The organism is Streptomyces sp. BJ20, from assembly GCF_022869105.1.
Taxonomy (GTDB): Bacteria; Actinomycetota; Actinomycetes; order Streptomycetales; family Streptomycetaceae; genus Streptomyces; species Streptomyces griseoincarnatus.
This window is the reverse complement of the sequence record NZ_CP094918.1, coordinates 225,713-249,679: the sequence shown is the minus strand read 5'-3', so window position 1 is coordinate 249,679 and position 23,967 is coordinate 225,713. Positions and strand designations below refer to the sequence as shown.

Below are 23,967 nucleotides of genomic sequence, written 5' to 3'. Positions count from 1 at the left end.
TGCCTTCATCCGGCCCCCAGCGGCGGGGCCGCTCTGCCCCCGGCGTCCAGATACGCCTGCGGAGGCTTCAGCCGCTGGCCCGGCCGGCCGGCCTTCTCGTACTTCAGCAGCTTCTCCGCCTTCTCCGGGTCCGTCTCTCCCTCGCCGTACGCCGGGCAGAGCGGGGCGATCGGGCAGGCGCCGCAGGCGGGCTTGCGGGCATGACAGATACGGCGGCCGTGCCAGATGACGTGGTGGGACAGGTCCGTCCAGTCGCTCTTCGGGAACAGCGCGCCGACCGCCGCCTCGATCTTGTCCGGGTCGGTCTCGTCGGTCCACTTCCAGCGGCGCACCAGGCGCTGGAAGTGGGTGTCCACGGTGATCCCGGGGCGACCGAAGGCGTTGCCGAGCACGACGAACGCGGTCTTGCGGCCCACACCGGGCAGCTTGACCAGGTCCTCCAACCGGCCCGGCACCTCTCCGCCGAACTGCTCCACCAGCGCCTTCGACAGCCCGATGACCGACTTGGTCTTGGCGCGGAAGAAGCCGGTCGGGCGGAGGATCTCCTCCACCTCCTCCGGGTCGGCGGCCGCCAGGTCCTCGGGGGTGGGGTACTTCGCGAACAGCGCGGGGGTCGTCTGGTTGACGCGCAGGTCGGTGGTCTGGGCCGACAGCACCGTGGCGACGACGAGTTGGAAGGGGTTCTCGAAGTCCAGCTCGGGGTGGGCGTACGGGTACACCTCGGCGAGCTCGCGGTTGATACGGCGGGCCCGCCGCACCAGCGCCGTACGGGACTCGCCCTGCGGGTGCGCGGCGACCGTCTTCGCCGGGGCGGCCGGGACGGAGGCGGTCGCCTTCTTGGGCGCGACGACCTGCTTCCTGGGCGCGGGGGCCTTCTTGAGAGCGGCGGAGGACTTGGCGGGAGCGGCCTTCCTGGCGGACGCCTTCTTGGCGGCGGGCTCCTTCGCCGTGGCCTTCTTCGCCGTGGCCTTCTTCGCAGGCGTCTTCCGCGCAGGCGTCTTGCGCGCAGGTGCGGCCTTCTTCGCGGAGGCGGATCCTCCGGCGGCAGCCGTCTTCGCGGCCTTCGCCGTCTTCCTACCGCCATCGGAGATCTGTTCGCCCACGGCGGAATCGCGTTCTGCACTCACCCGCGCAGCCCCCTCGGCCTGTGCTCTCACCGGCGATTTGGACACCCGGCCAGCCTACGACCCGGCACGGACATCCGCCCCGGACCCAGAAGATCGGCGTCCAATTGGACCCCTGCCGCATACCCCGGCCGACCCGTGCGGCATCCTTGTGACAGATCACACTGTTTGGACGGTCCGGCAAAATGGGAACCACGGTCCCCTGGCACGCAGGAGAACCAAGATCCCCTGAGCAGGTCGAATAGGAGAGAACTCGTGGACGACGTTCTGCGGCGGAACCCGCTTTTCGCGGCGCTCGATGACGAGCAGGCCGCGGAGCTTCGCGCCTCCATGAGTGAGGTGACCCTGGCACGGGGCGACTCACTGTTCCACGAGGGGGACCCGGGCGACCGCCTGTACGTGGTCACCGAGGGCAAGGTGAAGCTGCACCGCACCTCCCCCGACGGCCGCGAGAACATGCTCGCCGTGGTCGGCCCGGGCGAGCTGATCGGTGAGCTGTCCCTCTTCGACCCGGGCCCGCGCACGGCGACCGCCACGGCGCTCACCGAGGTGAAGCTGCTGGGCCTCGGCCACGGCGACCTGACGCCCTGGCTGAGCGCCCGCCCCGAGGTGGCCACGGCGCTGCTGCGCGCCGTCGCCCGCCGGCTGCGCAAGACCAACGACGCCATGTCCGACCTCGTCTTCTCCGACGTCCCGGGCCGTGTCGCGCGCGCCCTGCTGGACCTGTCGCGCCGCTTCGGCGTGCAGTCGGAGGAAGGCATCCACGTGGTGCACGACCTCACGCAGGAGGAGCTGGCCCAGCTGGTCGGCGCCTCCCGCGAGACGGTCAACAAGGCCCTGGCGGACTTCGCCCAGCGCGGCTGGCTGCGGCTCGAGGCCCGCGCGGTGATCCTGCTCGACGTGGAGCGGCTCGCCAAGCGCTCCCGCTGACGCGTCACCCCGGCTTTCCACGCGCCCCCATGGCCTGCCGGCCGTGGGGGCGCGGGCGTGCCGTCAGATGAGGCCGTGCTCCTTCAGATACTCCAGCTGGGCGCGTACGGAGAGTTCCGCGGCCGGCCAGAGGGAGCGGTCGACGTCGGCGTAGACGTGGGCGACGACCTCGGGGGGTGTGCGGTAGCCGTCCTCGACGGCCGTCTCCACCTGGGCGAGCCGGTGGGCGCGGTGCGCGAGGTAGTACTCGACGGCGCCCTGGGCGTCGTCGAGCACGGGACCGTGTCCCGGCAGGACCGTGTGGACGCCGTCGTCGACGGTGAGGGACCTGAGCCGGCGCAGGGTGTCCAGGTAGTCGCCGAGGCGGCCGTCGGGGTGGGCCACGACGGTCGTGCCGCGTCCCAGCACGGTGTCGCCGGTGAGGACCGCCCGGTCCGCCGGCAGGTGGAAGCACAGGGAGTCGGCGGTGTGGCCGGGGGCCGGTACGACACGCAGTTCCAGGCCGCCCACGGTGACGACGTCCCCGGCGGCCAGCCCTTCGTCGCCGAGGCGCAGCGCCGGGTCCAGGGCGCGCACCTTGGTGCCGGTCAGCTCGGCGAAGCGGGCGGCACCCTCGGCGTGGTCGGGGTGACCGTGCGTCAGGAGGGTCAGGGCGACGCGCTTGCCGGCCTGCTCGGCGGTGCCGATGACGTGCCGCAGGTGCCCGTCGTCCAGCGGCCCGGGGTCGACGACGACGGCGAGGTCGGAGTCCGGCTCGGACAGGATCCAGGTGTTCGTGCCGTCCAGCGTCATCGCCGAGGGGTTCGGGGCGAGCACGTTGACGGCCCGCGCGGTCGCGGGGCCGGAGAGGACCCCGCCGCGCGGCTGGCCGGGAAGGGCGGTGGCGTCCGTCATGCGAGGGCTCCCCCGGTCGGGATGTGCTTGGTGAACTCGTCGTGCCCGGGCCAGGAGAGGACGATCTCGCCGTCCACCAGGCGCGCGGAGGCCAGCACCGGCGTGAGGTCGCGCGCGGGCGCCGCGTCGAGCGCCTGCGCGGCCGTGCCGTACGCGACGAGCTGGCGCAGGGTCGCGATCGTCGGGGGCATCATCAGCAGCTCGCCCCGGTCGTAACCGTCGGCCGCCTCGCGCGGGGTGGTCCACACCGTGCGGTCGGCCTCCGTGGAGGCGTTGCGGGTGCGCTGGCCCTCGGGGAGGGCGGCGACGAAGAACCACGTGTCGTAGCGGCGCGGCTCGAACTCGGGAGTGATCCAGCGGGTCCAGGCGCCCAGCAGGTCGGAGCGCAGCACCAGGCCACGGCGGTCGAGGAACTCCGCGAAGGACAGCTCGCGCGCGACGAGCGCGGCGCGGTCCGCCTCCCAGTCCGCGCCGGTGGTGTCGCCGACCACGGCGTCCGGGGCCGGGCCGGCGAGCAGCACGCCCGCCTCCTCGTACGTCTCCCGCACGGCCGCGCAGACGATCGCCTGGGCGCCGGCACGGTCCACGCCGAGCCGGTCGGCCCACCAGTCGAGCGAGGGCCCGGCCCAGCGGACGTGCCGGTCGTCGTCCCGCGGGTCGACGCCGCCGCCGGGGTAGGCGTACGCGCCGCCCGCGAACGCCATGGACGTACGGCGGCGCAGCATGTGCACGGCGGGTCCGTCCCCGGTGTCCTTGAGAAGCATGACGGTGGCCGCGCGTTTCGGCGTGACGGGTGCCAGCTCACCGCTCGCCAGCGCTCGGATCCGCTCGGGCCACTCCGGCGGGTACCACTGTCCGCCAGCCTGCGCATTCGCCATGGCCGGAGGCTATCCCGAGACGCCCGGATGTTCGAGTGCCCCTCGGGACGGAGGGGGCGCCGACGCAGGCGTGGGGTGCCCCCTCCGTCCCGAGGAGGGGCGCCGACGCAGGCGTGGGGTGCCCCTGGCCGGCCTGGGGATCACCGGTCGGCCGACGGGCCGGGGGGCCGCTCGCGGCCGGGGCAGCCGGACGACCGAGGCACCCGTCACCGGCGCCAGGTGGTCCGCCCCGGGGCGGGACTGGGGCGGGCGGGACGATCGCCGGCCGGCCGCAGCAGGGAACAGCGGCGGCGACTGGCGGCGGCCCGGCGGGTCGGGGCGTCACTCGCGGAAAGGGCATGCAGGCCGGGCCCACAGCCCACGGGAGCGGACGCCGGGCCCACAGCCCACGGGAGCGGACGCCCTGGGCCGGCGCAACCGCCCCGAGGAAGGGGCATCAGGGCCGACGCCCACAGCCCCCGACGACGAAACCCCGGGCCGGCGCAATCGGAGCGAGCACCCGGGCGGGGACGTCGCCCACAGCCCTCGGGCAGCGGAAGCCCCGGGGCCGGCGCAACCGGGACGAGCACCCGGGCGGGGCCGGCACCCTCCGTCGAAGGTCCGGACGTACCGCCCCCACCGGAGTCCGGACGTGCCGCGCCCCGGCGGGCGCGGGGCCGGCCGGGGCGGCGTTGGGCGAGTGTGGGGCGTTCCCCGAGGACATCCGGGACGGCGCCCGGAGGGCTCACGCCTCCGTGAGTTCCACCTGCATCTCGACCTCGACCGGCGCGTCCAGCGGCAGGACCGCGACGCCGACCGCGCTGCGGGCGTGCACGCCCTTGTCGCCGAGCACCTCGCCCAGGAGTTCGCTGGCGCCGTTGACGACGGCCGGCTGTCCGGTGAAGTCCGCGGCGGAGGCGACGAAGCCGACGACCTTCACCACGCGCGCGACGCGGTCCAGGTCACCGACGACGGACTTGACCGCGGCGAGCGCGTTCAGCGCGCAGGTGCGGGCCAGGTCCTTGGCCTCCTCGGGGGTGACCTCCGCGCCGACCTTGCCGGTCACCGGCAGCTTGCCGTCCACCATCGGCAGCTGGCCGGAGGTGAACACGTACCGGCCGGAGACGACGGCGGGCTGGTACGAGGCGAGCGGCGGGACGACCTCGGGCAGGCTCAGGCCCAGCTCGGCCAGCCGGGACTCGACGACGCCGCTCATGCCTGCTTCTCGCGCTTCAGGTAGGCCACCAGCTGCTCGGGGTTGTTCGGCCCGGGCACGACCTGGACGAGCTCCCAGCCGTCCTCGCCCCAGGTGTCCAGAATCTGCTTCGTCGCGTGGACGAGCAGCGGCACAGTCGCGTATTCCCACTTCGTCATGCGGCCGACTCTAGCCGCTGCCGCGTCCGCCGCCCGCGTCGCCGTCACCCCGCCCGGGACGGCACACGGAGGCGGGAACATCACCCGGAGCCACCGCCACGCGCGGTGAGCATTTAGGCTCGAAGGCGTGAGCAGGCTCCAGGTCGTGAGTGGCAAGGGCGGAACCGGCAAGACCACGGTGGCCGCCGCTCTGGCGCTGGCCCTGGCCGAGGAGGGGAAGCGGACGCTTCTCGTCGAGGTCGAGGGCCGGCAAGGCATCGCGCAGCTCTTCGAGACGCAGGCGCTGCCGTACGAGGAGCGGAAGATCGCCGTCGCTCCCGGGGGCGGGGAGGTGTTCGCCCTCGCCATCGATCCCGAACTGGCCCTTCTGGACTACCTCCAGATGTTCTACAAACTCGGCAGCGCCGGCCGGGCCCTGCGCAAGCTCGGCGCGATCGACTTCGCCACCACCATCGCCCCCGGCGTGCGGGACGTGCTGCTCACCGGCAAGGCGTGCGAGGCGGTGCGGCGCAAGGACCGCGGCGGCCGGTTCGTCTACGACTACGTCGTGATGGACGCCCCGCCGACCGGCCGCATCACCCGCTTCCTCAACGTCAACGACGAGGTGGCCGGGCTCGCCAAGATCGGCCCGATACACAATCAGGCGCAGGCCGTGATGCGCGTGCTGAAGTCGCCGGAGACGGCCGTGCACCTGGTGACCCTGCTGGAGGAGATGCCGGTCCAGGAGACCGCGGACGGCATCGCGGAGCTGCGCGCGGCCCGGCTGCCGGTGGGGCGGGTCATCGTGAACATGGTGCGACCGCAGGTGCTGGACGCCGCCGACCTGGAACTCGTCGGGAGCGTCTCCCGTTCCGCCGTGGCGCGCTCGCTGTCCTCGACGGGGCTCGGCGGCGCGCGGCGCGGCGGGCACGCGGAGCGGCTGGTGGAGCCGCTGCTCGCGCAGGCCGAGGAGTACGCCGAGCGGTACGCGCTGGAGACCGAGCAGCGCGCCGTGCTGGCGGAGCTGGACGTGCCGCTGCACGAACTGCCCTTGCTGGCCGAGGGGATGGACCTGGCCGGGCTGTACGCGCTGGCGCGGAAGCTGCGCGGACAGGGCGTGTCATGACCGGCCGCGCCCTTGCCTCCGGCCGTGCCCTTGCCTCCGGCGACCACCCGCACCACCGTCACCCTCACCACCGCCATCCGCACCCGCACCACCGCCACCGCCGTACCGGCCCCGTCGTCATGTGCACGAGTCGGATCCACCGGAAGCAGGGGATGTCATGAGCCGTCGTCCGGAACCGGCACAGGACCAGGACCCGGTCCGTGAGCACCTCTCGCCCGCCCACGCGCTGGAGATCGATCCGCTGATCGAGGACCCGGACACCCGGATCGTGGTGTGCTGCGGCTCGGGCGGCGTCGGCAAGACGACCACGGCCGCGGCGCTGGGCCTGCGGGCGGCGGAGCGGGGCCGCAAGGTGGTGGTCCTCACCATCGACCCGGCCCGCCGGCTCGCCCAGTCCATGGGCATCGACTCCCTCGACAACACCCCGCGCCGGGTGAAGGGCATCGACGACTCCGCGGGCGGCGAACTGCACGCGATGATGCTCGACATGAAGCGCACCTTCGACGAGATCGTCGAGGCGCACGCGGACCCGGAGCGGGCCGCCGCGATTCTGAACAACCCCTTCTACCAGTCGCTCTCCGCGGGCTTCGCCGGCACACAGGAGTACATGGCGATGGAGAAGCTGGGGCAGCTGCGGTCGCGGGACGAGTGGGACCTGATCGTGGTCGACACCCCGCCGTCGCGTTCCGCGCTGGACTTCCTGGACGCGCCCAAGCGGCTCGGCTCCTTCCTCGACGGCAAGCTGATCCGGGTGCTGCTGGCCCCGGCCAAGGTGGGCGGCCGTGCGGGGATGAAGTTCCTGAACGTCGGGATGTCGGTGATGACCGGCGCGCTCGGCAAGGTGCTCGGCGGTCAGCTGCTGCGGGACGTGCAGACGTTCGTGGCGGCGATGGACTCCATGTTCGGCGGGTTCCGGACGCGCGCGGACGCCACGTACAAGCTGCTGCAGGCGCCGGGGACGGCGTTCCTGGTGGTCGCGGCGCCCGAGCGGGACGCGCTGCGGGAGGCCGCGTACTTCGTGGAGCGGCTGGCCGCGGAGGACATGCCGCTCGCGGGTCTGGTCCTCAACCGGGTGCACGGCAGCGGGGCCGGCCGGCTGTCGGCCGAGCGGGCGCTGGCCGCCGCGGAAAATCTTGAGGAGTCCCGCATTGTGGATCAGCCGGACGGGAAAGCTGGACTTCGTAACTCTCCCGACACGTACGGCAGTTCAGAATCACCCGCGCGTAACGTCACCGACGGAGGCTCCCCCGCCACCGAGGACGTCGACGGCGCGGCTCCCGAAGACGAACCGACAGCGACGGACGGCGAGCGCTCGGTCGAGCGTCTCACCGCCGGTCTGCTGAGACTGCACGCGGAGCGGATGCAGCTGCTCGCGCGCGAGCGGCGGACGCGTGACCGCTTCACGGCGCTCCACCCCGAGGTGGCGATGACCGAGGTGGCCGCCCTGCCCGGCGACGTCCACGACCTCGCGGGGCTGCGCGACATCGGCGAACGACTGGCGACGGGGCACGCGGAGCTGTCGGGTACGTCCTGAGGGGCGTCCGGCCTGTCGAAAGGTGCCGTGAGCGCGTGCGGGCACGGTGCCTGCCGCAGACACTGTGTGCAGTTGGCGCACGGTTCCTGGATACGGGCGCCGCGTTGCCGCTGGCGCACGGTGTGCAGTTGCGGGCGCCGTGTTGCCGATGGGCGCGCGCCCGGCGCACCGGTCGGCGGCCACGTGTACGCCACGCGTGCCGGCGTACGCCTCAGGCGTCACCGCGCTCGGGCGTGACCGTGGAAACGGCCGTTGGAACGGCCGTAGGCGCCCTTCAGGTGCCCGCGCGTCACCCGGCAGGCGTCAGCGCCCGCGCACACCCCAGGCGCACAGGGCGCCCCCGCGCACGACGAGGCGCCCTTGACCGTCCGGGACGCCCCGCGTCCACGGACCGGACCTGCCCACCGCCGAAGGTGAACGCGTGGGCCCGGTCACGGGACCGGCCACGCCGAGGACCCCCCGAGAGCCCTCACCGAGAGCTCAGCTCACCGCGGCGTAGTCCTCATAGACCTGGTCGTCGTCGAGCGGCACGACGCCCGTGCCACGCTCGTACTCCGAGCGCGCGGTCTCCAGCAGCCGGCGCCAGGAGGTCACGGTCGGCCGCCGGCGCAGCAGCGCACGGCGCTCACGCTCCGTCATGCCTCCCCACACGCCGAACTCGACGCGGTTGTCGAGCGCGTCGGCCAGGCACTCCGTACGCACCGGGCAGCCGGTGCACACCGCCTTGGCCCTGTTCTGCGCTGCTCCTTGAACGAACAGTTCATCCGGATCGGTAGTGCGGCAGGCAGCCTGCGCACTCCAGTCGGTAACCCAGCCCATACCGGCGCCGTCCTCTCCCGAATCGAGGCTCCCCCACGGCGGCAGCGGCATATTCACCGCCGCCAGTTGAGGACGTTACGGAAGGTGGGCACAGCGCAACACCCCCAGCGGGCCCAATCTTGAATGGTCCGAACGGACTATGGGTAAGCGGCAGATCACCCGGGGGAGTGAGGGGGCGACATGCGTGACAATGGGGGCATTACGGGTCAGTTCACTTGTGTCACAACGGGCACCGCGTGACACACGAGGCGATCCGGACACGGTCTCCACGCCCCTCGACTCAACTGGTACGAAGAAAGTCGAGAAGATCCGGAACGATTCGGGGTCGCCGGACGTATTGATGCGTGGCCTCACTGCTGTGACAGTTGAGTGCAGCTTAGGCCAAGGCATATACGCTTGTCCGGCGAATGAGAACGTAGGCTGCTCCCATGCCAAAGAAGCGCTCGGGCGGTGGTCTGTCCTCCACGCAGCAGGCCGCCAAGTTCCTCGGTGTCAGTGTCCTGGCCGGTGCCGTCATGGCCGGCATCGCGCTGCCCGCCGTGGGCGCGCTGGGCCTGGCGGCCAAGGGGTCGGTGGAGAGCTTCGACGAGCTCCCGGCCGCCCTCAAGACGCCGCCGCTGAGCCAGCGCACCACCATCCTCGACGCCGACGGCGGCCTGATCGCCACCGTCTACTCGCGCGACCGCACGGTGGTGGATCTCAAGGACATCTCGCCGTACATGCAGAAGGCGATCGTCGCCATCGAGGACTCGCGCTTCTACGAGCACGGGGCGGTCGACCTGAAGGGCGTGCTGCGCGCGCTCAACAAGAACGCCCGCAGCGGCGAGGTCTCCGAGGGCGCCTCGACGCTCACCCAGCAGTACGTGAAGAACGTCTTCGTCGAGGAGGCGGGCGACGACCCGACGAAGGTCGCGCAGGCCACCCAGCAGACCATCGGCCGCAAGATCCAGGAGCTGAAGTACGCGATCCAGGTCGAGGAGGAGCTGGGCAAGAAGAAGATCCTCGAGAACTACCTGAACATCACGTTCTTCGGACAGCAGGCGTACGGCGTCGAGGCCGCGTCCCGGCGCTACTTCTCCAAGCCGGCCAAGGACCTCAACCTCCAGGAGGCCGCGCTCCTCGCCGGCATCGTCCAGTCGCCGAGCCGCTACGACCCGGTCAACGACGAGGCGGAGGCGAAGAAGCGGCGCAACGTCGTGCTGAAGCGGATGGCCGAGGTCGGGGACGTCTCCCCGGAGGATGCCGCCGAGGCGATGCGCTCCCCGCTGGGCCTCGAGGTCAGCGAGCCGAAGAACGGCTGCATCACCGCAGCCAAGGGCGCGGGCTTCTTCTGCAAGTACGTGGAGAAGGTCTTCCTCAACGACCCGGTCTTCGGCAAGACGCGCGAGGAGCGGGCGAAGGTCTGGAACCAGGGCGGCCTGACCATCCGCACGACGCTGGACCCGCAGGCCCAGGAGTCGGTGCAGGAGTCGCTCAAGGACCACGTCTACGAGTCGGACAAGGTCGCCGCCGCGTCGACGCTCGTGGAGCCGGGCACCGGCAAGATCGTCGCAATGGGCCAGTCGAAGCCGTACGGCTACGGCAAGAACCAGACGGAGATCAACTTCTCCGTGGACTCCGCCTGGGGCGGCTCCAACTTCGGCTTCCCGACCGGTTCGACGTTCAAGCCGTTCGTGGCCGCCGCCGCCCTGGAGGAGGGCCGGCCGCCGACGCAGGAGTACTCCGCCCCGTACGAGATGCCGTACCCGGCCACCGTGCGCGGCTGCGAGAAGCCGTGGGTGAACGACGGCGACTACAAGCTGGAGAACGAGAACGAGACCGAGGTCGGGCCGTACGCGCTGAAGGACGCGATGGCCAAGTCGGTCAACACCTACTTCGTGCAGATGATCGAGGACATCGGGATGTGCCCGGTGGTGACCATGACCGACAAGCTCGGCGTGGTCCAGGGCAACGGGGACAAGATCCCCGAGGTGCCGTCCTCGATGACCCTCGGCTCCACCGGTCTGTCGCCCCTCACCATGGCGAGCGCCTACGCGGCCTTCGCCTCCCGGGGCATGTACTGCACGCCGGTCGCCATCGAGTCGATCACCCAGAAGACGGGCGATCAGTCGCAGTCCCTGCCGGTCCCCAAGTCCACGTGCTCGCGCGCGATGAGCGAGAAGACGGCGGACACGGTGAACGAGCTGCTCAGGGGCGTGATCGACTCCGGTACCGGTCAGCAGGCCGGCCTCGGTGACGGCCGCGACAACGCCGGTAAGACCGGTACGACGGACGAACGCAGGAACGCCTGGTTCGTCGGCTACACGCCGAACATGTCGGGCGCCGTGTGGGTGGGCAGCGCCAGCCAGAAGGTGAAGATGCGGGACATCAGCATCGGCGGCCAGTACCACGAGCTGGTCTTCGGTGGCGCCGTCCCGGGCCCCATCTGGCGCGACGCGATGTCCGGCGCGCTGGAGGGCAAGGAGGCCCCGGAGTTCAACCGGGTGCACATCCCGGACCCCGAGAAGCCGGAGGACCGCGACCGCGGCCGTGGCCGTGACGACGGGGGCAACGGCGACGGCGGCTTCATCGGCGGCCTGATCAACGGCGGCAACGGCAACGGGGGCGGTGACGGCGGCAACGGCGGCAACGGTGGCAACGGCGGTGGCGAGCCCGACCCGGGCTTCAGCATCCCCGAGGGGTTCATCCAGGGCCCGGGCAACGGGCCGGGCGGCCGGGACTGACAGCGCCGGCGGTCACCTGACAACGGTCACCTGACAACAAGGTGCGGCCCCTTCCCTGTACGGGGAAGGGGCCGCACCCCGTTGTGGTCCTGTGCCGTGTGGCGGCGTCTCAGCCCGCCAGCAGCTTCTTCACGGCGGCCGCCACGCGGCCGCCCTCCGCCTGACCGGCCACCTTCGGGTTCACGATCTTCATGACGGCGCCCATGGCCCGCGGGCCCTCGGCGCCGGCGGCGCGGGCCTCCTCGACGGCCTGGGCGACGATCGCGTTCAGCTCCTCGTCGGACAGCTGCTTGGGCAGGTAGCCGGCGAGCACCTCGCCCTCCGCCTTCTCCCGCTCGGCCTGCTCGGCGCGGCCGCCCTGCGCGAAGGCGTCCGCCGCCTCACGGCGCTTCTTGGCCTCGCGGGCGATCACCTTCTGCACCTCGTCGTCGGAGAGCTCGCGCTTCTCCTTGCCCGCGACCTCCTCCTTGGTGATCGCGGCGAGCGTCAGCCGGAGCGTCGAGGAGCGGAGCTCGTCGCGCTCCTTGATCGCGGCGTTGAGGTCATCCTGCAGCTTCGACTTGAGCGTGGTCATGACTTGATTGTCGCAGGTGCGGTTGTGACCGCGCCTGCTGATTTGCGGGGGGCCTCGGTACGCCTGCGGGTGAACTCCCGGGAGGGGCGGCCCCCGTGGGTCGTGCGGAGGAACCCTCAGGGTCTGACACGATGGGCGCATGCGCGCGCGATACCGAATCCCCCTGGGAATCACGGCGGCCGGCACCGCCGGGCTGCTGTACGCCGCGGGCTTCGAGGCCCGCTCCTTCCGCCTCCGACGGGTGACCGTGCCCGTCCTCCCCTCCGGGATGCGCCCCCTGCGCGTGCTGCAGGTGTCCGACATCCACATGGTCGGCGGCCAGCGCAAGAAGCAGCGGTGGCTGCGCTCGCTGGCGGGCCTGCGCCCCGACTTCGTGATCAACACGGGCGACAACCTGTCCGACCCCGAGGGCGTCCCCGAGGTCCTGGACGCGCTCGGCCCGCTGATGGAGTTCCCCGGGGCGTACGTCTTCGGCTCCAACGACTACTACGGCCCCCGGCTGCGCAATCCCGCCCGCTACCTGCTGGAGAAGGTGCAGGGGCGGCACGGCCTGAACGGCAACCCGCCGGTCGTCGACGCCGTCCACAACCCGTGGGAGGACCTGCGGGACGGCTTCGACTCGGCGGGCTGGCTCAACCTCACCAACACGCGGGGCACCCTGAAGATCGAGGGCACGTCGATCGAGCTGACGGGACTGGACGACCCGCACATCAAGCGGGACCGGTACCCGGAGGTGGCGGGCGGCCCGTCGACCGGGGCGGACTTCTCGATGGGCGTGGTGCACGCGCCGTACCTGCGGGTGCTGGACGCGTTCGCGGCCGACGGCTACCCGCTGATCCTCGCCGGCCACACGCACGGCGGGCAGCTGTGCATCCCGTTCTACGGCGCCTTGGTCACCAACTGCGACCTGGACACGGACCGCGTGAAGGGCCTGTCCACGCACACGGCGGAGGGCCGCAAGTCGTACCTCCACGTCTCGGCGGGCTGCGGCACGAGCCGCTACACGCCGGTGCGCTTCGCGTGCCCGCCGGAGGCGACGCTGCTGACGCTGGTGGGGCGCTGAGGCGGGTCAGCATGTTGGTGGGCTGGCGGGTCGGCGGGTTGGCGGGTCGGCGGGTTGTCTGATGTACGGATAACCCGACCGGCCCACGCCACATCGCCGCGTCCCTGCCCTCGCCCCACGCTGGGGGCATGACCGCCCCGATACCCAGGGACATCCCGGACCTCCCCGCCCTCCCGCGGACGGCTCCGCAACTGCTCCCCTCCGTCGTCCCCGCCCGAGCCGTCGTACCGCCGGTGCGCCGCCCGCTGACCGCGGTGTACCGGCTGGCCCTGGCCGTGCTGGCGACGGCGGCCGCGCTGACCGAGATCCTCCTCGGCAGCCCCACCCGGGTACTGAGCTACTTCGTGATCCAGAGCACGGCGCTGCTGGCCCTGGTGACGTTCGCCTCGGCGCGCCGCGCGTGGACGGCCCGCCACCCCCTGCCGGGCGCCGTCACGGGGGCGGCGCTCCTGTACGTGGTCGTCGCGGCCCTGGTCCACCACATCGCCCTCGCGGACGCCGCGCCGGCGTACGCCATGGCGGCGGGTTCCGGCGGAGGCGCGACGTGGCTCGAGCCGGTCGCGGGCCACCTGCTGCACACGGTGCTGCCGGTCGCAGCGCTGCTGGACTGGCTGGTCCTGACACCGCCGGCCCGTATGCACCTGCGCCACGCCACGACATGGCTGCTGTACCCCTTGGCGTACCTGGCCTTCACCCTTGCCCGGGGCGAGCTGCTCCCCGGCTCCGCCGGCCGCTACCTCTACCCGTTCCTCGACGTGGCCCGCCACGGCTACCGGAGCGTGCTCGCCAACGCGCTCCTCGTGGGACTCGCGATCTACGCCGTGGCGGTCCTGCTGGTGGCACTGGACCACACCCGCCCGAAAACCAGATTTCGTCTCTAGCCACCAGTGGGCTAAAGTAAACGTCGTCGCCGCGACAGCGAGCGGCACCGGGGTGTGGCGCAGCTTGGCAGCGCGCTTCGTTCGGGACGAAGAGGTCGTGGGTTCAAATCCCGCCACCCCGACAGCCATAACAACAGGTGAGGCACCTACTCATGTGAGTAGGTGCCTCACCTGTTTTCGTGTGCGTGTCTATCTGCGTGACTAACGCGTCCCGCGTGTCTACGGCCGCTGCGGATCAGCACCGAAGATCCCGTCCATGACCACAGCGCCGGTCTGGATCACGGGCCGGATCTGCTTCCGGTAGACCTCCTCGGTCACGGCCGTCCCCGAGTGCCCCACGAGGCGTGAGATCACTTCCAGCGGGACGCCGCGGTCGGAGGGACACGAAGCTGTGCCGGAGTTCCCGGGGCCTCCACTCGTCGGGGTTGATCCCGTCGATGCCCTTGAGCGCTTGCCGGAAGGCACGACGCACATTGGCCGCGTCCAGCGGCTTGCCCACGGCCGAGGAGAAGACGAGTCCGTGCTCCTCACCATTTGTCGCCGGCCGCCAACCGATCCCATCCCTGATCCTCGAACTGCTGCCACAGGGCTTCGACGCAGCGAGCCGGCAGCGCGAGCGTCCGCCGGGACTTGCGAGTCTTGGTGTCTCCGCCCCGCCGGACCGAGCGCCACACCGCAATGTGCGGCGCCTACGGCGGGGCGGCGGGATCCCCGGATGCGGGAGCAGGTCCTGACGGCATACGAGTACCAGTGCGCCTTCTGCGGCTACAACGGCAGGATCGGCACGGTGCCGGTCGGACTGGAGGCTGCGCACGTGCGCTGGTGGGCGTTCGACGGCCCTGACGACGTCGACAACGGCCTGTGCCTGTGTTCGCTGCACCACAAGCTCTGCGACAAGGGCGTCCTCGGCATCGGCGACAGCCACCGCTTCCTGGTCTCGCAGCGCTTCGTCGGCCACAGTCCCGCCGCCCGCGAGCACGTCATAGCGCTCGCAGGCCGCCCGCTCATCGGACCTCAACCGGGTGCCCGTCCCGTCGCGGCGGTCCACCGCTCCTGGCACACCAACCAGGTCTTCCACGGCAGCCCACGCCTCGCCCCGGCCGCCTGATCGCCGAGCGTCGATCACGTGACCCACTGGTAAGGAGTGTGATACCAGGAGTATGGTCACTTGTATGGCGACGAAGAAGGTAACGGTGACGATCCCCGAGGATCTCCTGGACGAGATCCGCGCGGACGCGGCAGAGCGGGGCCTGTCGGCGTACGTTGCCGAGGCGCTGCGCTTCAAGCGTGACCGGGACCGGCTCCTGGAACTGGTCGACTGGCTGCAGGAAGAGCACGGCCCCGTCACCGAGGACGAGCATGCGGCAGCGCTCGTCGAGCTGGATGAACTCGACGCCGAACACGAGCGGCGCCGAACCGCCGCAAAGCACGCCGGAGAGGCTGCGTGAAAGAGCGAGCCGGTGAGCACGGACAGCGGCCACTCCGTGTCTTCGTACTGGACTGTGAAGCCCTGTCCCTTGCGGTGCGCGGTGACCGGAAGATGATCGCCTGGCTCGACCTGGCGGCACGCGGGGAAGCCGAAGTGGTGACGTCCCCGATGACACTGGTCGAGGCGTACGACGGCAGAACGACCGAGCAGCGCTGGGACTGGGTACTGTCCCGGCTCCAGGTCGTCGACATCGGGAAGGACGAGGCCCGCCAGGCACGCCGGCTCCTGGCCGACGCCAAGTTGCACGGCCACAAGTACGCGATCGACGCCGTGCTCGCCGTCATCGCGCGACAGCAGAAGGGACAGGTCACCGTCTTCACCTCGGACGTCGACGACCTGGAGAAACTGGTTTCGGACACGATCGTCGTCAAGAAGGTGTGACCTCGCCCCCTCCAGCGCCCACATCCACGCTGGTGAGCACCCGCGACCCTTGGGAGCCATCTGGGAGCCGACCCGCTCCCGAAGTCCTCTCCACGCCTCCCGAGACCAACCAGGACCACCGACCTGACCTGCGCAAACACAGTCCATGCGGGAAAGATCATCAACCGATCCTCATTCGGGACGAAGAGGTCGTGGGTTCAAATCCCGCCACCCCGACAGCCATACAGCAGGTGAGGCACCTACTCAAATTGAGTAGGTGCCTCACCTTTTGCGCTTGCGTGCCTGTCTGCGTGAACACCGACGACGCGATCCCCGTCCTCCGGGCCGACGACGCCGCTGTCGAAGCCCGCCCGAGAACCGGTCCCCCGTCTCGGCCGTGCGCGCGGGTGCGTCGTAAGGGTTTCGTCACCTCCCTGCGGTGCGGGGACGGCCGCCCGGCTAGTTGGATGGGGGACGACAGTCTGACCGGAAAAGGGGAGAGGCGGGCGGGCATGACACGCGTACGGAGGCTGCTGGGCAGGCCGTTGGGCATCGGGGTGCTGCTGGTGACGGTCGCCGCGGCAGGCTTCGGGCTGTACTGGTTCCAGCCGTGGAAGCTGTGGCAGGACCAGACCGTGGAGGAGGCCCTGCCCACGGCCCAGGCGACCCCTGATCCCGCCGAGGAGCAGCAGTCGGCCGGCCCGGAGGCCGCCGGGACGGAGCCGTCCGGGGCACCCTCCTCGCCTGCCGGACCCCGGACGCTGGCCGACGGTGAGCTGATCAGCCATGAGCACGCGACCTCGGGCACGGTGAAGCTCGTACGGCTGGACGACGGCTCGCATGTCGTCCGGCTGGAGAACCTCGACACGAGCAACGGACCGGACCTGCGGGTGTGGCTGACCGACGCGCCGGTGAAGGAGGGACGGGCCGGCTGGCACGTCTTCGACGACGGCGAGTACGTCAGTCTCGGCAAGCTCAAGGGCAACAAGGGGAGCCAGAACTACGCGGTGCCCAAGGACGTCGACCCGTCCCGTTACACCAGCGTGAGCATCTGGTGCGACCGCTTCGACGTGTCCTTCGGCGCCGCGGAGCTCGGCCGCGCCTGACGTCGGGCCCCCTGGCCGCCCTCAGCCGGGAAACTGGCGGGGGGGCGGTCTGCCCCTTCTGTTACGGCATGCCGGGCGTGCCGTTGCGCCCACGGCGACGGCCGTCTCGGTCTCGGGCCCGGCGGGCCGCGTCACGGAGTCGGCGACGGAGCGGATCGTGCCGGTGCTGCACCAGGTATGGCCGTGCGGAGCAGACGCGCCGGCCTGCCACCCGGCTACTTCAGGTCGATCATCCGGACCGGCTGGCCCGTGGCGCGCGCGATTGTTTCGAAGTCGCGTTCGTAGTGCAGCAGCGTGAGTATCTACGTATCAAGGGGGTTCGGTCGTCGAGAGCTGCCACTGTCTCCCTCCCCCCGCCCGGATGTCGTCCCCCACCCCCCGTGTCGTAGGGTGCCGTCGGTCATGGCCCGTAGGTGAATCCGAGACGGTGCAGGGGGACGGTCATGGGCGGCGTCGGGCGTATGGGGCACACTCCGCTGCCGGGGATCGGGGTGCGGTACGACCTCGTGACGCGGGAGCGGCGGCGGTTGTCGGTGATCGCCCACCTCGACGGTTCCCGGACGCTGAACGTCTACCGCGGGGACGACCCGGACGACACCGCGGTGTGCCTGAAGCTGAACGCCGAGGAGGCCGACACCGTCGTCGACGCGCTGCTTCCCTCGCACCACAGCCCGAACCTGCTGGCGACGGCCGAACTGGGGCTGGTCGCCGAGCGGATCGAACTGCCGTCGACCTCCTACTGGAACGGGCGCCTGCTCGGCGACACCCGGATGCGCACCGAGACCGGTGTGTCCGTCGTCGCCGTACTGCGCCGCGCCGAGGCCGTTCCCTCCCCCGGACCGGACTTCCGGCTGGCCGGCGGCGACACCCTCATCGTCATCGGCACCCGTGAGGGTGTCGGTGTGGCCGCCGGCGTCCTCGGTCGCGAGTGACCCGCAGCCCCGAGATCCTCACACCTTCACCGGCTCCGGCGCAGCCCTCCCCGGCTCCACGGGCGTCTCCGGACGGCCGGTGACCTTGCGGGCCAGCGGCTCTGTCCAGCGCGCGGTCAGCGGGCCGACGACGACCAGGATCAGGACGTACGCCGTGGCCAGCGGGCCGATGCGGGGCTCCACGCCGACCGCGAGACCCGCGATGACGACGGAGAACTCACCGCGCGCCACCAGCGTGCCGCCCGCCCTCCAGCGGCCTGCGCCCTTGATGCCCGCGCGCCGGGCCGCGTACCAGCCCGTCGCGATCTTCGTTGACGCGGTGACGATCGCCAGGAGCAGCGCCGGGACCAGGACCGGCGGGATGTCCGACGGGTCGGTGGACAGGCCGAAGAAGACGAAGAAGACGGCGGCGAACAGGTCCCGCAGCGGGGTGAGCAGGTTGCTCGCGCCCTCGGCGACCTCCCCGGACAGGGCGATGCCCACGAGGAACGCGCCGACGGCCGCCGACACCTGCAGTTCCTGTGCGACACCCGCGACGAGGAGCGTCAGGCCCAGCACGACCAGCAGCAGCATCTCCGCGTTGTCCGAGGACACCGCGCGGCTGATCAGGCGTCCGTGGCGCAGTGCCAGGTAGAGGACGGCGCCCACGGTGCCGAGCGCGATCAGCAGGGTGACCGAACCGCCCGCCAGGCCCGCGCCCGCCAGCACGGCGATGAGGATCGGCAGGTAGACCGCCATCGCCAGGTCCTCGATGACGAGGACGCCGAGCACCACAGGTGTCTCGCGATTGCCGAGCCGGCGCAGATCCCCGAGCACCTTCGCGATCACACCGGAGGAGGAGATCCACGTGACGCCGGCCAGCGCGACCGCCGCGACCGGCCCCCAGCCGAGGATCAGCGCCGCCACGGCGCCCGGCACCGCGTTGAGGACGAAGTCCACCACCCCGGACGGATACTGCGTCCTCAGGTTGGTGACCAGCTCGGACGCGCTGTACTCCAGGCCCAGCATGAGCAGCAGCAGGATGACGCCGATCTCGGCGCCGACGGCGATGAACTCCTCGCTGGCCTGCAGCGCCAGGATGCCGCCGTGGCCGAAGGCGAGTCCGACGAGCAGGTACAGCGGGATGGGCGAGAAGCCCACGCGTCCGGCGAGGCGGCCCAGCAGGCCCAGGACGAGGATGATCGCGCCCAGTTCGATGAGCATGGTGGCGGTGTCGTGCACGGGCGTCGGTCCTCCGGGTCGGTGACGGCGGCGTCAGTGCCTGAGAAGGGCTCGGGTGAGATGCGTGCGGACGGCGGGGCGCCGGGTCGCGCGCGGGATCCGCGGGTGTGCGGTGAGAGGTGACGGCGGGTGGGCCTGGTCCGCGAACGGCGCGACGCCGGGGGGCCCCGGGTCAGGCGGGCGGTGGCGTACGGACGGGCTGCCGCGCCCCTGACGGAGGGTGGGCGGGCGGCCGGGCGTCAGGCGCCGGAGACGGCGGTGCCGGGTTCGGGAACGCTGTCGCGAGGGGTGATGTCGATGCGCACGGGCCGGTTCGTGTCACGACGTACTGTGCGTCGGTTCATGTCACGTCCCCCCTCGCATCCAGGTCCGCTTCCCGCGGGCTGAGCGTTCGTCATCTCGGCAGAGCGCCAAGGCGAGGCAAAGTTTACCGTACGACAAATTTCGTGTATGTCGCATACATGTATGAGACGCGTTAAACGCCTGTCAGCGCTCGGTGTCCAGGTGGTGACACAGCGCCGCACGCGTCCGGCGTCCGTGGTCGCGTACCGCCCGCCTCGGGGTACGGCGTTCACCTCACCTGTGCGCCCGTCGTGCCGGTCGTGCGCCCTGGAACCACCCGCCACGATCAGGCAGTCTTCTGCCCTGTGGTGAGCCTCCTTCCCAACCCCGCCCCGCCCAGCGATCCGTCCACCCACATGGTGGTGTGCGGCGACGACGGGCTGGCGCACCGCCTCGCCACCGAACTGCGCGGCGTGTACCGGGAACAGGTGGTCCTCGTGGTGCCGCCCTCGCGGCGCACCCCGCCCCAGCCGATGGCCGGACGGGCCCGGGCCGCCTCCGCCGCGCTGTTCGGCCGGATGGTGACCGCGGTCAACCGCGGCACGGGCGACTCCGACGACACCCTCGTCCCCGACGAACGGGTGATGGAGGCCGCCGAGCCCACCGAAGCCGTGCTCGCCGACGCGGGCGTGGACCGGGCCGCCGCGCTCGCCCTCGTGTACGACGACGACGAGACCAACATCCGCGCCGCGCTGACCGCCCGCCGGCTCAATCCGCGGCTGCGCCTGGTCCTGCGGCTCTACAACCGGCGGCTCGGCCAGCACATCGAGGAACTGCTCGACCAGGCCGCCGAACTGGCGGCCGGCACGACCGCGGGCCACCGCGACGGCCACGGAGGTCACGGAGGTCACGGGGGCCACCACGGGGGCCACGGCGCCGATATCGCCACCACCGTGCTGTCCGACGCCGACACCACCGCGCCCGCGCTGGTCGCCACCGCCCTCGTCGGCACCAGCAAGGTCGTCGACGCGGAAGGGCTGCTGCTGCGGGCGGTGGAGCGCCGGCCGCCGCGGCCCGGGGAGGTGGCCGACCCGGGGCTGTGCACGCTGGCACTGCTGTCCGCGACCAGCAACGACCCTGCGGGCGCGGAAGGTTCGGAGGACAGCGGCGACGGACCTCGACTGCTGCCGGACGCCGAGGCGGTGGCGGCGGCGACCGGGCGCGGTGCGGTGGTGCTGGAGCAGGTGTCGTACTCCGGTCCCCCGCTGCCGGCCCGGCGGGCCGGTGTGATGCCGTTCGCCTCGCTGTTCTCGGCGCGGCTGCGCTGGTCGCTGGCGGGGCTGGTGGCCGCGGTGGTCGCGCTGGCGGTGGCACTGATCGTGGTGACCGACGACCATCCGCTGCACGCCATCTACATCACGCTGCTCGACCTGTTCGCCATCAACGATCCCGCGGTCGACGCGCCGCTCGGGCAGCAGGTGCTGCAACTGCTGTCCGGGCTGGTCGGGTTGCTGCTGCTGCCGGTGCTGCTGGCGGCGGTCCTGGAGGCACTGGGGACCTTCCGCACGGCGTCCGCGCTGCGGAAGCCGCCGCGCGGGCTCAGCGGGCACGTGGTGCTGCTGGGGCTCGGCAAGATCGGCACCCGGGTGCTGACCCGGCTGCGCGAACTGCACATCCCCGTGGTGTGCGTCGAGGCCGACCCCGAGGCGCGGGGCATGGCCGTCGCCCGGCGGTTACGCGTACCGGTCGTGGTCGGGGACGTCACCCAGGAGGGCGTCCTGGAGTCGGCGAAGATCCACCGCGCGGACGCGCTGCTCGCGCTCACCAGTGTCGACACCACCAATCTGGAGGCCGTCCTCTACGCCCGCTCCGTACGCCCCGACCTGCGGGCGGTGCTGCGGCTGTACGACGACGACTTCGCCAAGGCCGTCTACCGGACGCTGCGCACCGCCCACCCGGCCGCGCTGACCCGGAGCAGGTCCGTGTCCCACCTCGCCGCGCCCGCCTTCGCCGGGGCGATGATGGGGCGCCAGATCCTGGGCGCGATCCCCGTGGAGCGGCGGGTGCTGCTGTTCGCGGCGGTCGTCGTCGACGGGCATCCGCAGCTGGAGGGGCGCACGGTCGCGGAGGCGTTCCGGCCAGGCGCCTGGCGGGTGCTGGCCCTGGACACGGCCGCCCGGGGCGACACCCCGGGTGCCGAGCCGCCGGGCTCCGGCCTGGTGTGGGACCTGCCGGGCACCTACGTCCTGCGCGCCGGCGACCGCGTGGTCCTGGCGGCGACCCGCCGGGGGCTGGCGGAACTGCTGGGGCGGCGGACGCGGAGCCCACGCTGATCACGGCGCGGGGCGCCGCCGTTCCGGGGTGACCGGACTCCCGTCGGCCCCTGGGCAGCAGTACAGGGGCCTCGCGTCCGGCGAGGGTGCGCCGGACCCTCCTCGCGGTCCCCGCCCGCGACGGGTGTGCGGCACGCGCGTGCCGAGGGGCCGGGCCCTCCGGCGGACACCATGACTGGGGCAGCACACGCGGGCCGCCACGCGCGGGTGAGTTGGGGCTTCCCCCCGGTCAGCCCCGGCGCACGGCGAGCCGGCGGCGAGGGACCTGAGCCTCGGCGGACGCGGGGCCGCAGCCGCACACCCCGCGCCACGGAGCGCGTCGTCGTTCCGCCCGGCAGGCGCGGAGCCGCGCGGTCACGACGTGGAGCCGGCACGCGGCCGAGGAGGGCCCGGGGGCCGCTCCCGTCATGACGGGCTCGGGGCCTCCGCGCGCCGGAGGGAGCCGGAGCTCTCCCCGGCGCGCGGGGGCGCCGTCACATCGGCAGGTGCCGGGCCGCGAAGTCGAGTTCCAGGCGGATCTGCTTGATCCGTTCGTCCACCACCAGCGAGCCGTGCCCCGCGTCGTAGCGGTAGACCTCGTGGACCGCGTCGCGCGACTCGAGCCGCTTCACGTAGTTCTCGATCTGCTGGATCGGGCAGCGCGGGTCGTTCACCCCCGCCGAGATGTAGACCGGGGCCTTCACCTGGTCGACGTAGGTGAGGGGGGACGACGCCTCGAAGCGCTCGGGGACCTCCTCGGGCGTGCCGCCCAGCAGGGTGCGGTCCATGGCCTTCAGCGCTTCCATCTCGTCGTGGTACGCCGTGACGTAGTCGGCGACCGGGACCGCCGCGATGCCCAGCGCCCAGTGCTCCGGCTGCGTGCCGAGGCCCAGCAGAGTCAGATAGCCGCCCCAGGAGCCGCCGGTGAGGATCAGCCGGCCGGGGTCGGCCAGGCCTGAGGTGACGGCCCACTCGCGGACCGCCGCGATGTCCTCCAGCTCGATCAGGCCCACCCGGTGCTTCAGGGCGTCCGTCCAGGCGCGGCCGTATCCGGTGGAGCCGCGGTAGTTGACGCGGACCACCGCGTAGCCGTGGTCGACCCACGCCGCCGGGCCCGCCGCGAAGGAGTCGCTGTCGTGCCACGTCGGGCCGCCGTGGATCTCGAAGACGGTCGGCAGCGGGCCGGTCGCGCCGGCCGGCTTCTGCACGAGCGCGTGGATGCGGCCGCCCGGCCCCTCCACCCACACGTCCTCCACCGGCACCGAGCCGGGCGACTTCATGCCGGGCGGGTCCAGGACCACACCGCCGGACGTGGAGCGGACCGCCGGCGGCTGCGCGGCCGACGACCACAGGTACTCCACGGTGCCGTCGGGCCGGGCCGTCGCACCGGAGACCGCGCCGCGCGGCGTGGGGATCTTCTCCAGCCGGCGCGCGGCGAGGTCGTAGCGGAAGAGCTCGCCGCGGGCCTCGAAGCCGTGGGCGATGAGCAGGGCGCTGCCGTCCGGGTACCACTCGGCGCTCACGTCGCCGGGGAGGGCCAGCTCCAGGTCGGTCTCCTCGCCCGTCGCCACGTCCCACACCATGGGCTCCCAGCGGCCGCGGCGCTGGTGGCCGATGAGCAGCCGGGTGTCGCCCGCCACGGGTGCGAAGCCCAGCACCTCCAGGCCCAGCTCCTCGGTGCCGCCGCGGGTGTCGTCCATCTCGGCGACCGTGGTGCCGTCGGGGCGCATCACGCGCAGGGCCGAGTGCATCGCGTCCCCGTGCTCCGTGTGCTCCACGGCGATCAGCGAGCCGTCGTGGGAGAGGTCGCCGACGCCCGCCGACTCGCGGTGCCGGTACAGCTCCACCGGCGCCTCGCCCGTCCGCACCAGGTGGATCGTCGTACCGTCCTCGTCGGTGGAGCGGCCCACGACCGCCGTGCGGCCGTCGCGGCCCAGCGCGAGACCCGCCGGGTACGAGGGGTCCAGGCCCGGGGCGGCCAGCTCGTCCTCGCCGCCGGAGAAGCGCTGGCGGCGCCACACGCCGAACTCGTCGCCGTCCTTGTCGTCGAACCACCAGATCCACTCGCCGTCCGGCGAGAGGACCCCGTCCGTCGTGCCGTTCGGCCGGTGGGTCACCTGGCGCTGCTCACCGGTCGCCCGGTCCCATGCGTACAGCTCGTACGTCCCCGTCGCGTTCGACACGAACAGGGAACGGTCGGGGGCGTCCTCCGCCCAGTCGGGAAGGGACACCCGGGGCGCGCGGAAGCGCTTCTCCCAGTCCGGCATCTCCCCGGTCTGCTGCACTCGCTCGGTCTGGTGGTCCGCCCGGTCCGGCGCGTCGGACCCGTTGCTCTCAGTCATGACCCCATACTGCCCGTCCGGACGGGCATCGCGCGTCCTCGGTCC

20 protein-coding genes, 1 tRNA gene and 4 pseudogenes are annotated in these 23,967 nt (G+C 72.1%); 14 read left to right on the top strand and 11 right to left on the bottom strand.

The window, feature by feature from the left end:
- Nucleotides 1–5 precede the first annotated feature (5 nt).
- Entirely contained in the window at nt 6–1,091 is a 1,086-nt protein-coding gene (gene nth, locus MTR79_RS01240) for an endonuclease III (RefSeq protein ID WP_244793021.1), read from the bottom strand.
- Between the two features lie 288 nt (nt 1,092–1,379).
- On the opposite strand from nth, the gene MTR79_RS01235 reads away from it, so the two are divergent.
- On the top strand, nt 1,380–2,054 hold the full coding sequence (locus tag MTR79_RS01235) for a Crp/Fnr family transcriptional regulator (RefSeq protein WP_006132548.1): 675 nt from the start codon (nt 1,380–1,382) through the stop codon (nt 2,052–2,054).
- A gap of 63 nt (nt 2,055–2,117) precedes the next feature.
- On the opposite strand, the gene MTR79_RS01230 is transcribed toward MTR79_RS01235, so the two are convergent.
- From MTR79_RS01230 to MTR79_RS01215, 4 genes are all read right to left on the bottom strand, one after another.
- Nucleotides 2,118–2,948, bottom strand: a complete 831-nt coding sequence (locus tag MTR79_RS01230; protein WP_086703677.1) for an MBL fold metallo-hydrolase — start codon at nt 2,946–2,948, stop codon at nt 2,118–2,120.
- The gene (locus MTR79_RS01225; protein ID WP_189363852.1) at nt 2,945–3,826 is read right to left on the bottom strand and encodes an NUDIX hydrolase; all 882 of its coding nucleotides are present in this window, start codon (nt 3,824–3,826) and stop codon (nt 2,945–2,947) included. The genes MTR79_RS01230 and MTR79_RS01225 overlap by 4 nt, the downstream gene beginning before the upstream one ends.
- A gap of 724 nt (nt 3,827–4,550) precedes the next feature.
- Nucleotides 4,551–5,021 (bottom strand): RidA family protein, encoded by a 471-nt coding sequence (locus tag MTR79_RS01220; RefSeq protein ID WP_122214470.1) that lies wholly within the window; start codon nt 5,019–5,021, stop codon nt 4,551–4,553.
- Nucleotides 5,018–5,179, bottom strand: coding sequence for a DUF4177 domain-containing protein (locus MTR79_RS01215; protein WP_003975360.1), 162 nt, complete (start codon nt 5,177–5,179; stop codon nt 5,018–5,020). Before MTR79_RS01215 ends, MTR79_RS01220 begins: the two co-directional genes overlap by 4 nt.
- Before the next feature lie 127 nt (nt 5,180–5,306).
- Between MTR79_RS01215 and MTR79_RS01210 the strand changes: the two genes are divergently transcribed.
- Entirely contained in the window at nt 5,307–6,284 is a 978-nt protein-coding gene (locus tag MTR79_RS01210; RefSeq protein WP_163041093.1) for an ArsA-related P-loop ATPase, read from the top strand.
- 157 nt (nt 6,285–6,441) lie between these two features.
- Nucleotides 6,442–7,818, top strand: a complete 1,377-nt coding sequence (locus tag MTR79_RS01205; protein ID WP_086703684.1) for an ArsA family ATPase — start codon at nt 6,442–6,444, stop codon at nt 7,816–7,818.
- 480 nt (nt 7,819–8,298) lie between these two features.
- Here MTR79_RS01205 and wblA read toward each other — a convergent pair whose 3' ends face one another.
- Entirely contained in the window at nt 8,299–8,637 is a 339-nt protein-coding gene (wblA, locus tag MTR79_RS01200) for a transcriptional regulator WblA (RefSeq protein ID WP_037640829.1), read from the bottom strand.
- 428 nt (nt 8,638–9,065) lie between these two features.
- Between wblA and MTR79_RS01195 the strand changes: the two genes are divergently transcribed.
- Nucleotides 9,066–11,360 (top strand): transglycosylase domain-containing protein, encoded by a 2,295-nt coding sequence (locus MTR79_RS01195; RefSeq protein WP_086703687.1) that lies wholly within the window; start codon nt 9,066–9,068, stop codon nt 11,358–11,360.
- Nucleotides 11,361–11,469: 109 nt separating this feature from the next.
- Here MTR79_RS01195 and MTR79_RS01190 read toward each other — a convergent pair whose 3' ends face one another.
- The gene (locus MTR79_RS01190; RefSeq protein ID WP_048456992.1) at nt 11,470–11,934 is read right to left on the bottom strand and encodes a GatB/YqeY domain-containing protein; all 465 of its coding nucleotides are present in this window, start codon (nt 11,932–11,934) and stop codon (nt 11,470–11,472) included.
- 139 nt (nt 11,935–12,073) lie between these two features.
- Between MTR79_RS01190 and MTR79_RS01185 the strand changes: the two genes are divergently transcribed.
- The 3 genes from MTR79_RS01185 (at nt 12,074) to MTR79_RS01175 (ending at nt 14,000) form a co-directional block, all read left to right on the top strand.
- Nucleotides 12,074–12,997 carry a metallophosphoesterase gene (locus MTR79_RS01185; protein ID WP_244788800.1) on the top strand — a complete coding sequence of 308 codons (924 nt, stop codon included), beginning with the start codon at nt 12,074–12,076 and terminating at the stop codon, nt 12,995–12,997.
- 128 nt (nt 12,998–13,125) lie between these two features.
- Nucleotides 13,126–13,878 (top strand): Pr6Pr family membrane protein, encoded by a 753-nt coding sequence (locus MTR79_RS01180; protein WP_175446766.1) that lies wholly within the window; start codon nt 13,126–13,128, stop codon nt 13,876–13,878.
- A 48-nt stretch (nt 13,879–13,926) separates the two neighbouring features.
- Nucleotides 13,927–14,000 (top strand) — tRNA-Pro (locus MTR79_RS01175).
- Between the two features lie 97 nt (nt 14,001–14,097).
- Here MTR79_RS01175 and MTR79_RS01170 read toward each other — a convergent pair.
- A pseudogene (locus MTR79_RS01170) lies at nt 14,098–14,564 on the bottom strand (tyrosine-type recombinase/integrase); the annotation flags it as partial.
- 14 nt (nt 14,565–14,578) lie between these two features.
- On the opposite strand from MTR79_RS01170, the pseudogene MTR79_RS01165 reads away from it, so the two are divergent.
- From MTR79_RS01165 to MTR79_RS33675, 5 genes and pseudogenes are all read left to right on the top strand, one after another.
- Nucleotides 14,579–14,986: pseudogene (locus MTR79_RS01165) on the top strand (HNH endonuclease); the annotation flags it as partial.
- A 64-nt stretch (nt 14,987–15,050) separates the two neighbouring features.
- Nucleotides 15,051–15,326: a CopG family transcriptional regulator gene (locus tag MTR79_RS01160; RefSeq protein ID WP_086699592.1), complete on the top strand. Its 276-nt coding sequence runs from the start codon at nt 15,051–15,053 to the stop codon at nt 15,324–15,326.
- The gene (locus MTR79_RS01155; RefSeq protein WP_244788798.1) at nt 15,323–15,748 is read left to right on the top strand and encodes a PIN domain-containing protein; all 426 of its coding nucleotides are present in this window, start codon (nt 15,323–15,325) and stop codon (nt 15,746–15,748) included. The genes MTR79_RS01160 and MTR79_RS01155 overlap by 4 nt, the downstream gene beginning before the upstream one ends.
- Before the next feature lie 491 nt (nt 15,749–16,239).
- Entirely contained in the window at nt 16,240–16,833 is a 594-nt protein-coding gene (locus MTR79_RS01150; RefSeq protein WP_244788796.1) for a DM13 domain-containing protein, read from the top strand.
- Between the two features lie 85 nt (nt 16,834–16,918).
- Nucleotides 16,919–17,011: pseudogene (locus MTR79_RS33675) on the top strand (IclR family transcriptional regulator); the annotation flags it as partial.
- A gap of 37 nt (nt 17,012–17,048) precedes the next feature.
- On the opposite strand, the pseudogene MTR79_RS33670 reads toward MTR79_RS33675, so the two are convergent.
- Nucleotides 17,049–17,132 (bottom strand): annotated as a pseudogene (locus MTR79_RS33670) (VapC toxin family PIN domain ribonuclease); the annotation flags it as partial.
- A 162-nt stretch (nt 17,133–17,294) separates the two neighbouring features.
- On the opposite strand from MTR79_RS33670, the gene MTR79_RS01140 reads away from it, so the two are divergent.
- Complete coding sequence (locus MTR79_RS01140; RefSeq protein ID WP_244788794.1) at nt 17,295–17,765, top strand: TrkA C-terminal domain-containing protein; 471 nt, start codon at nt 17,295–17,297, stop codon at nt 17,763–17,765.
- Nucleotides 17,766–17,783: 18 nt separating this feature from the next.
- On the opposite strand, the gene MTR79_RS01135 is transcribed toward MTR79_RS01140, so the two are convergent.
- Entirely contained in the window at nt 17,784–18,986 is a 1,203-nt protein-coding gene (locus MTR79_RS01135) for a cation:proton antiporter (protein WP_244788793.1), read from the bottom strand.
- 698 nt (nt 18,987–19,684) lie between these two features.
- On the opposite strand from MTR79_RS01135, the gene MTR79_RS01130 reads away from it, so the two are divergent.
- Nucleotides 19,685–21,601 (top strand): NAD(P)-binding protein, encoded by a 1,917-nt coding sequence (locus MTR79_RS01130; RefSeq protein WP_244793019.1) that lies wholly within the window; start codon nt 19,685–19,687, stop codon nt 21,599–21,601.
- A gap of 473 nt (nt 21,602–22,074) precedes the next feature.
- Here the strand turns inward: MTR79_RS01130 and MTR79_RS01125 are convergent, their stop codons facing one another.
- A complete protein-coding gene (locus tag MTR79_RS01125) occupies nt 22,075–23,922 on the bottom strand; it encodes a prolyl oligopeptidase family serine peptidase (RefSeq protein WP_244788791.1) in 1,848 nt (615 codons plus the stop codon).
- Nucleotides 23,923–23,967: the final 45 nt, after the last annotated feature.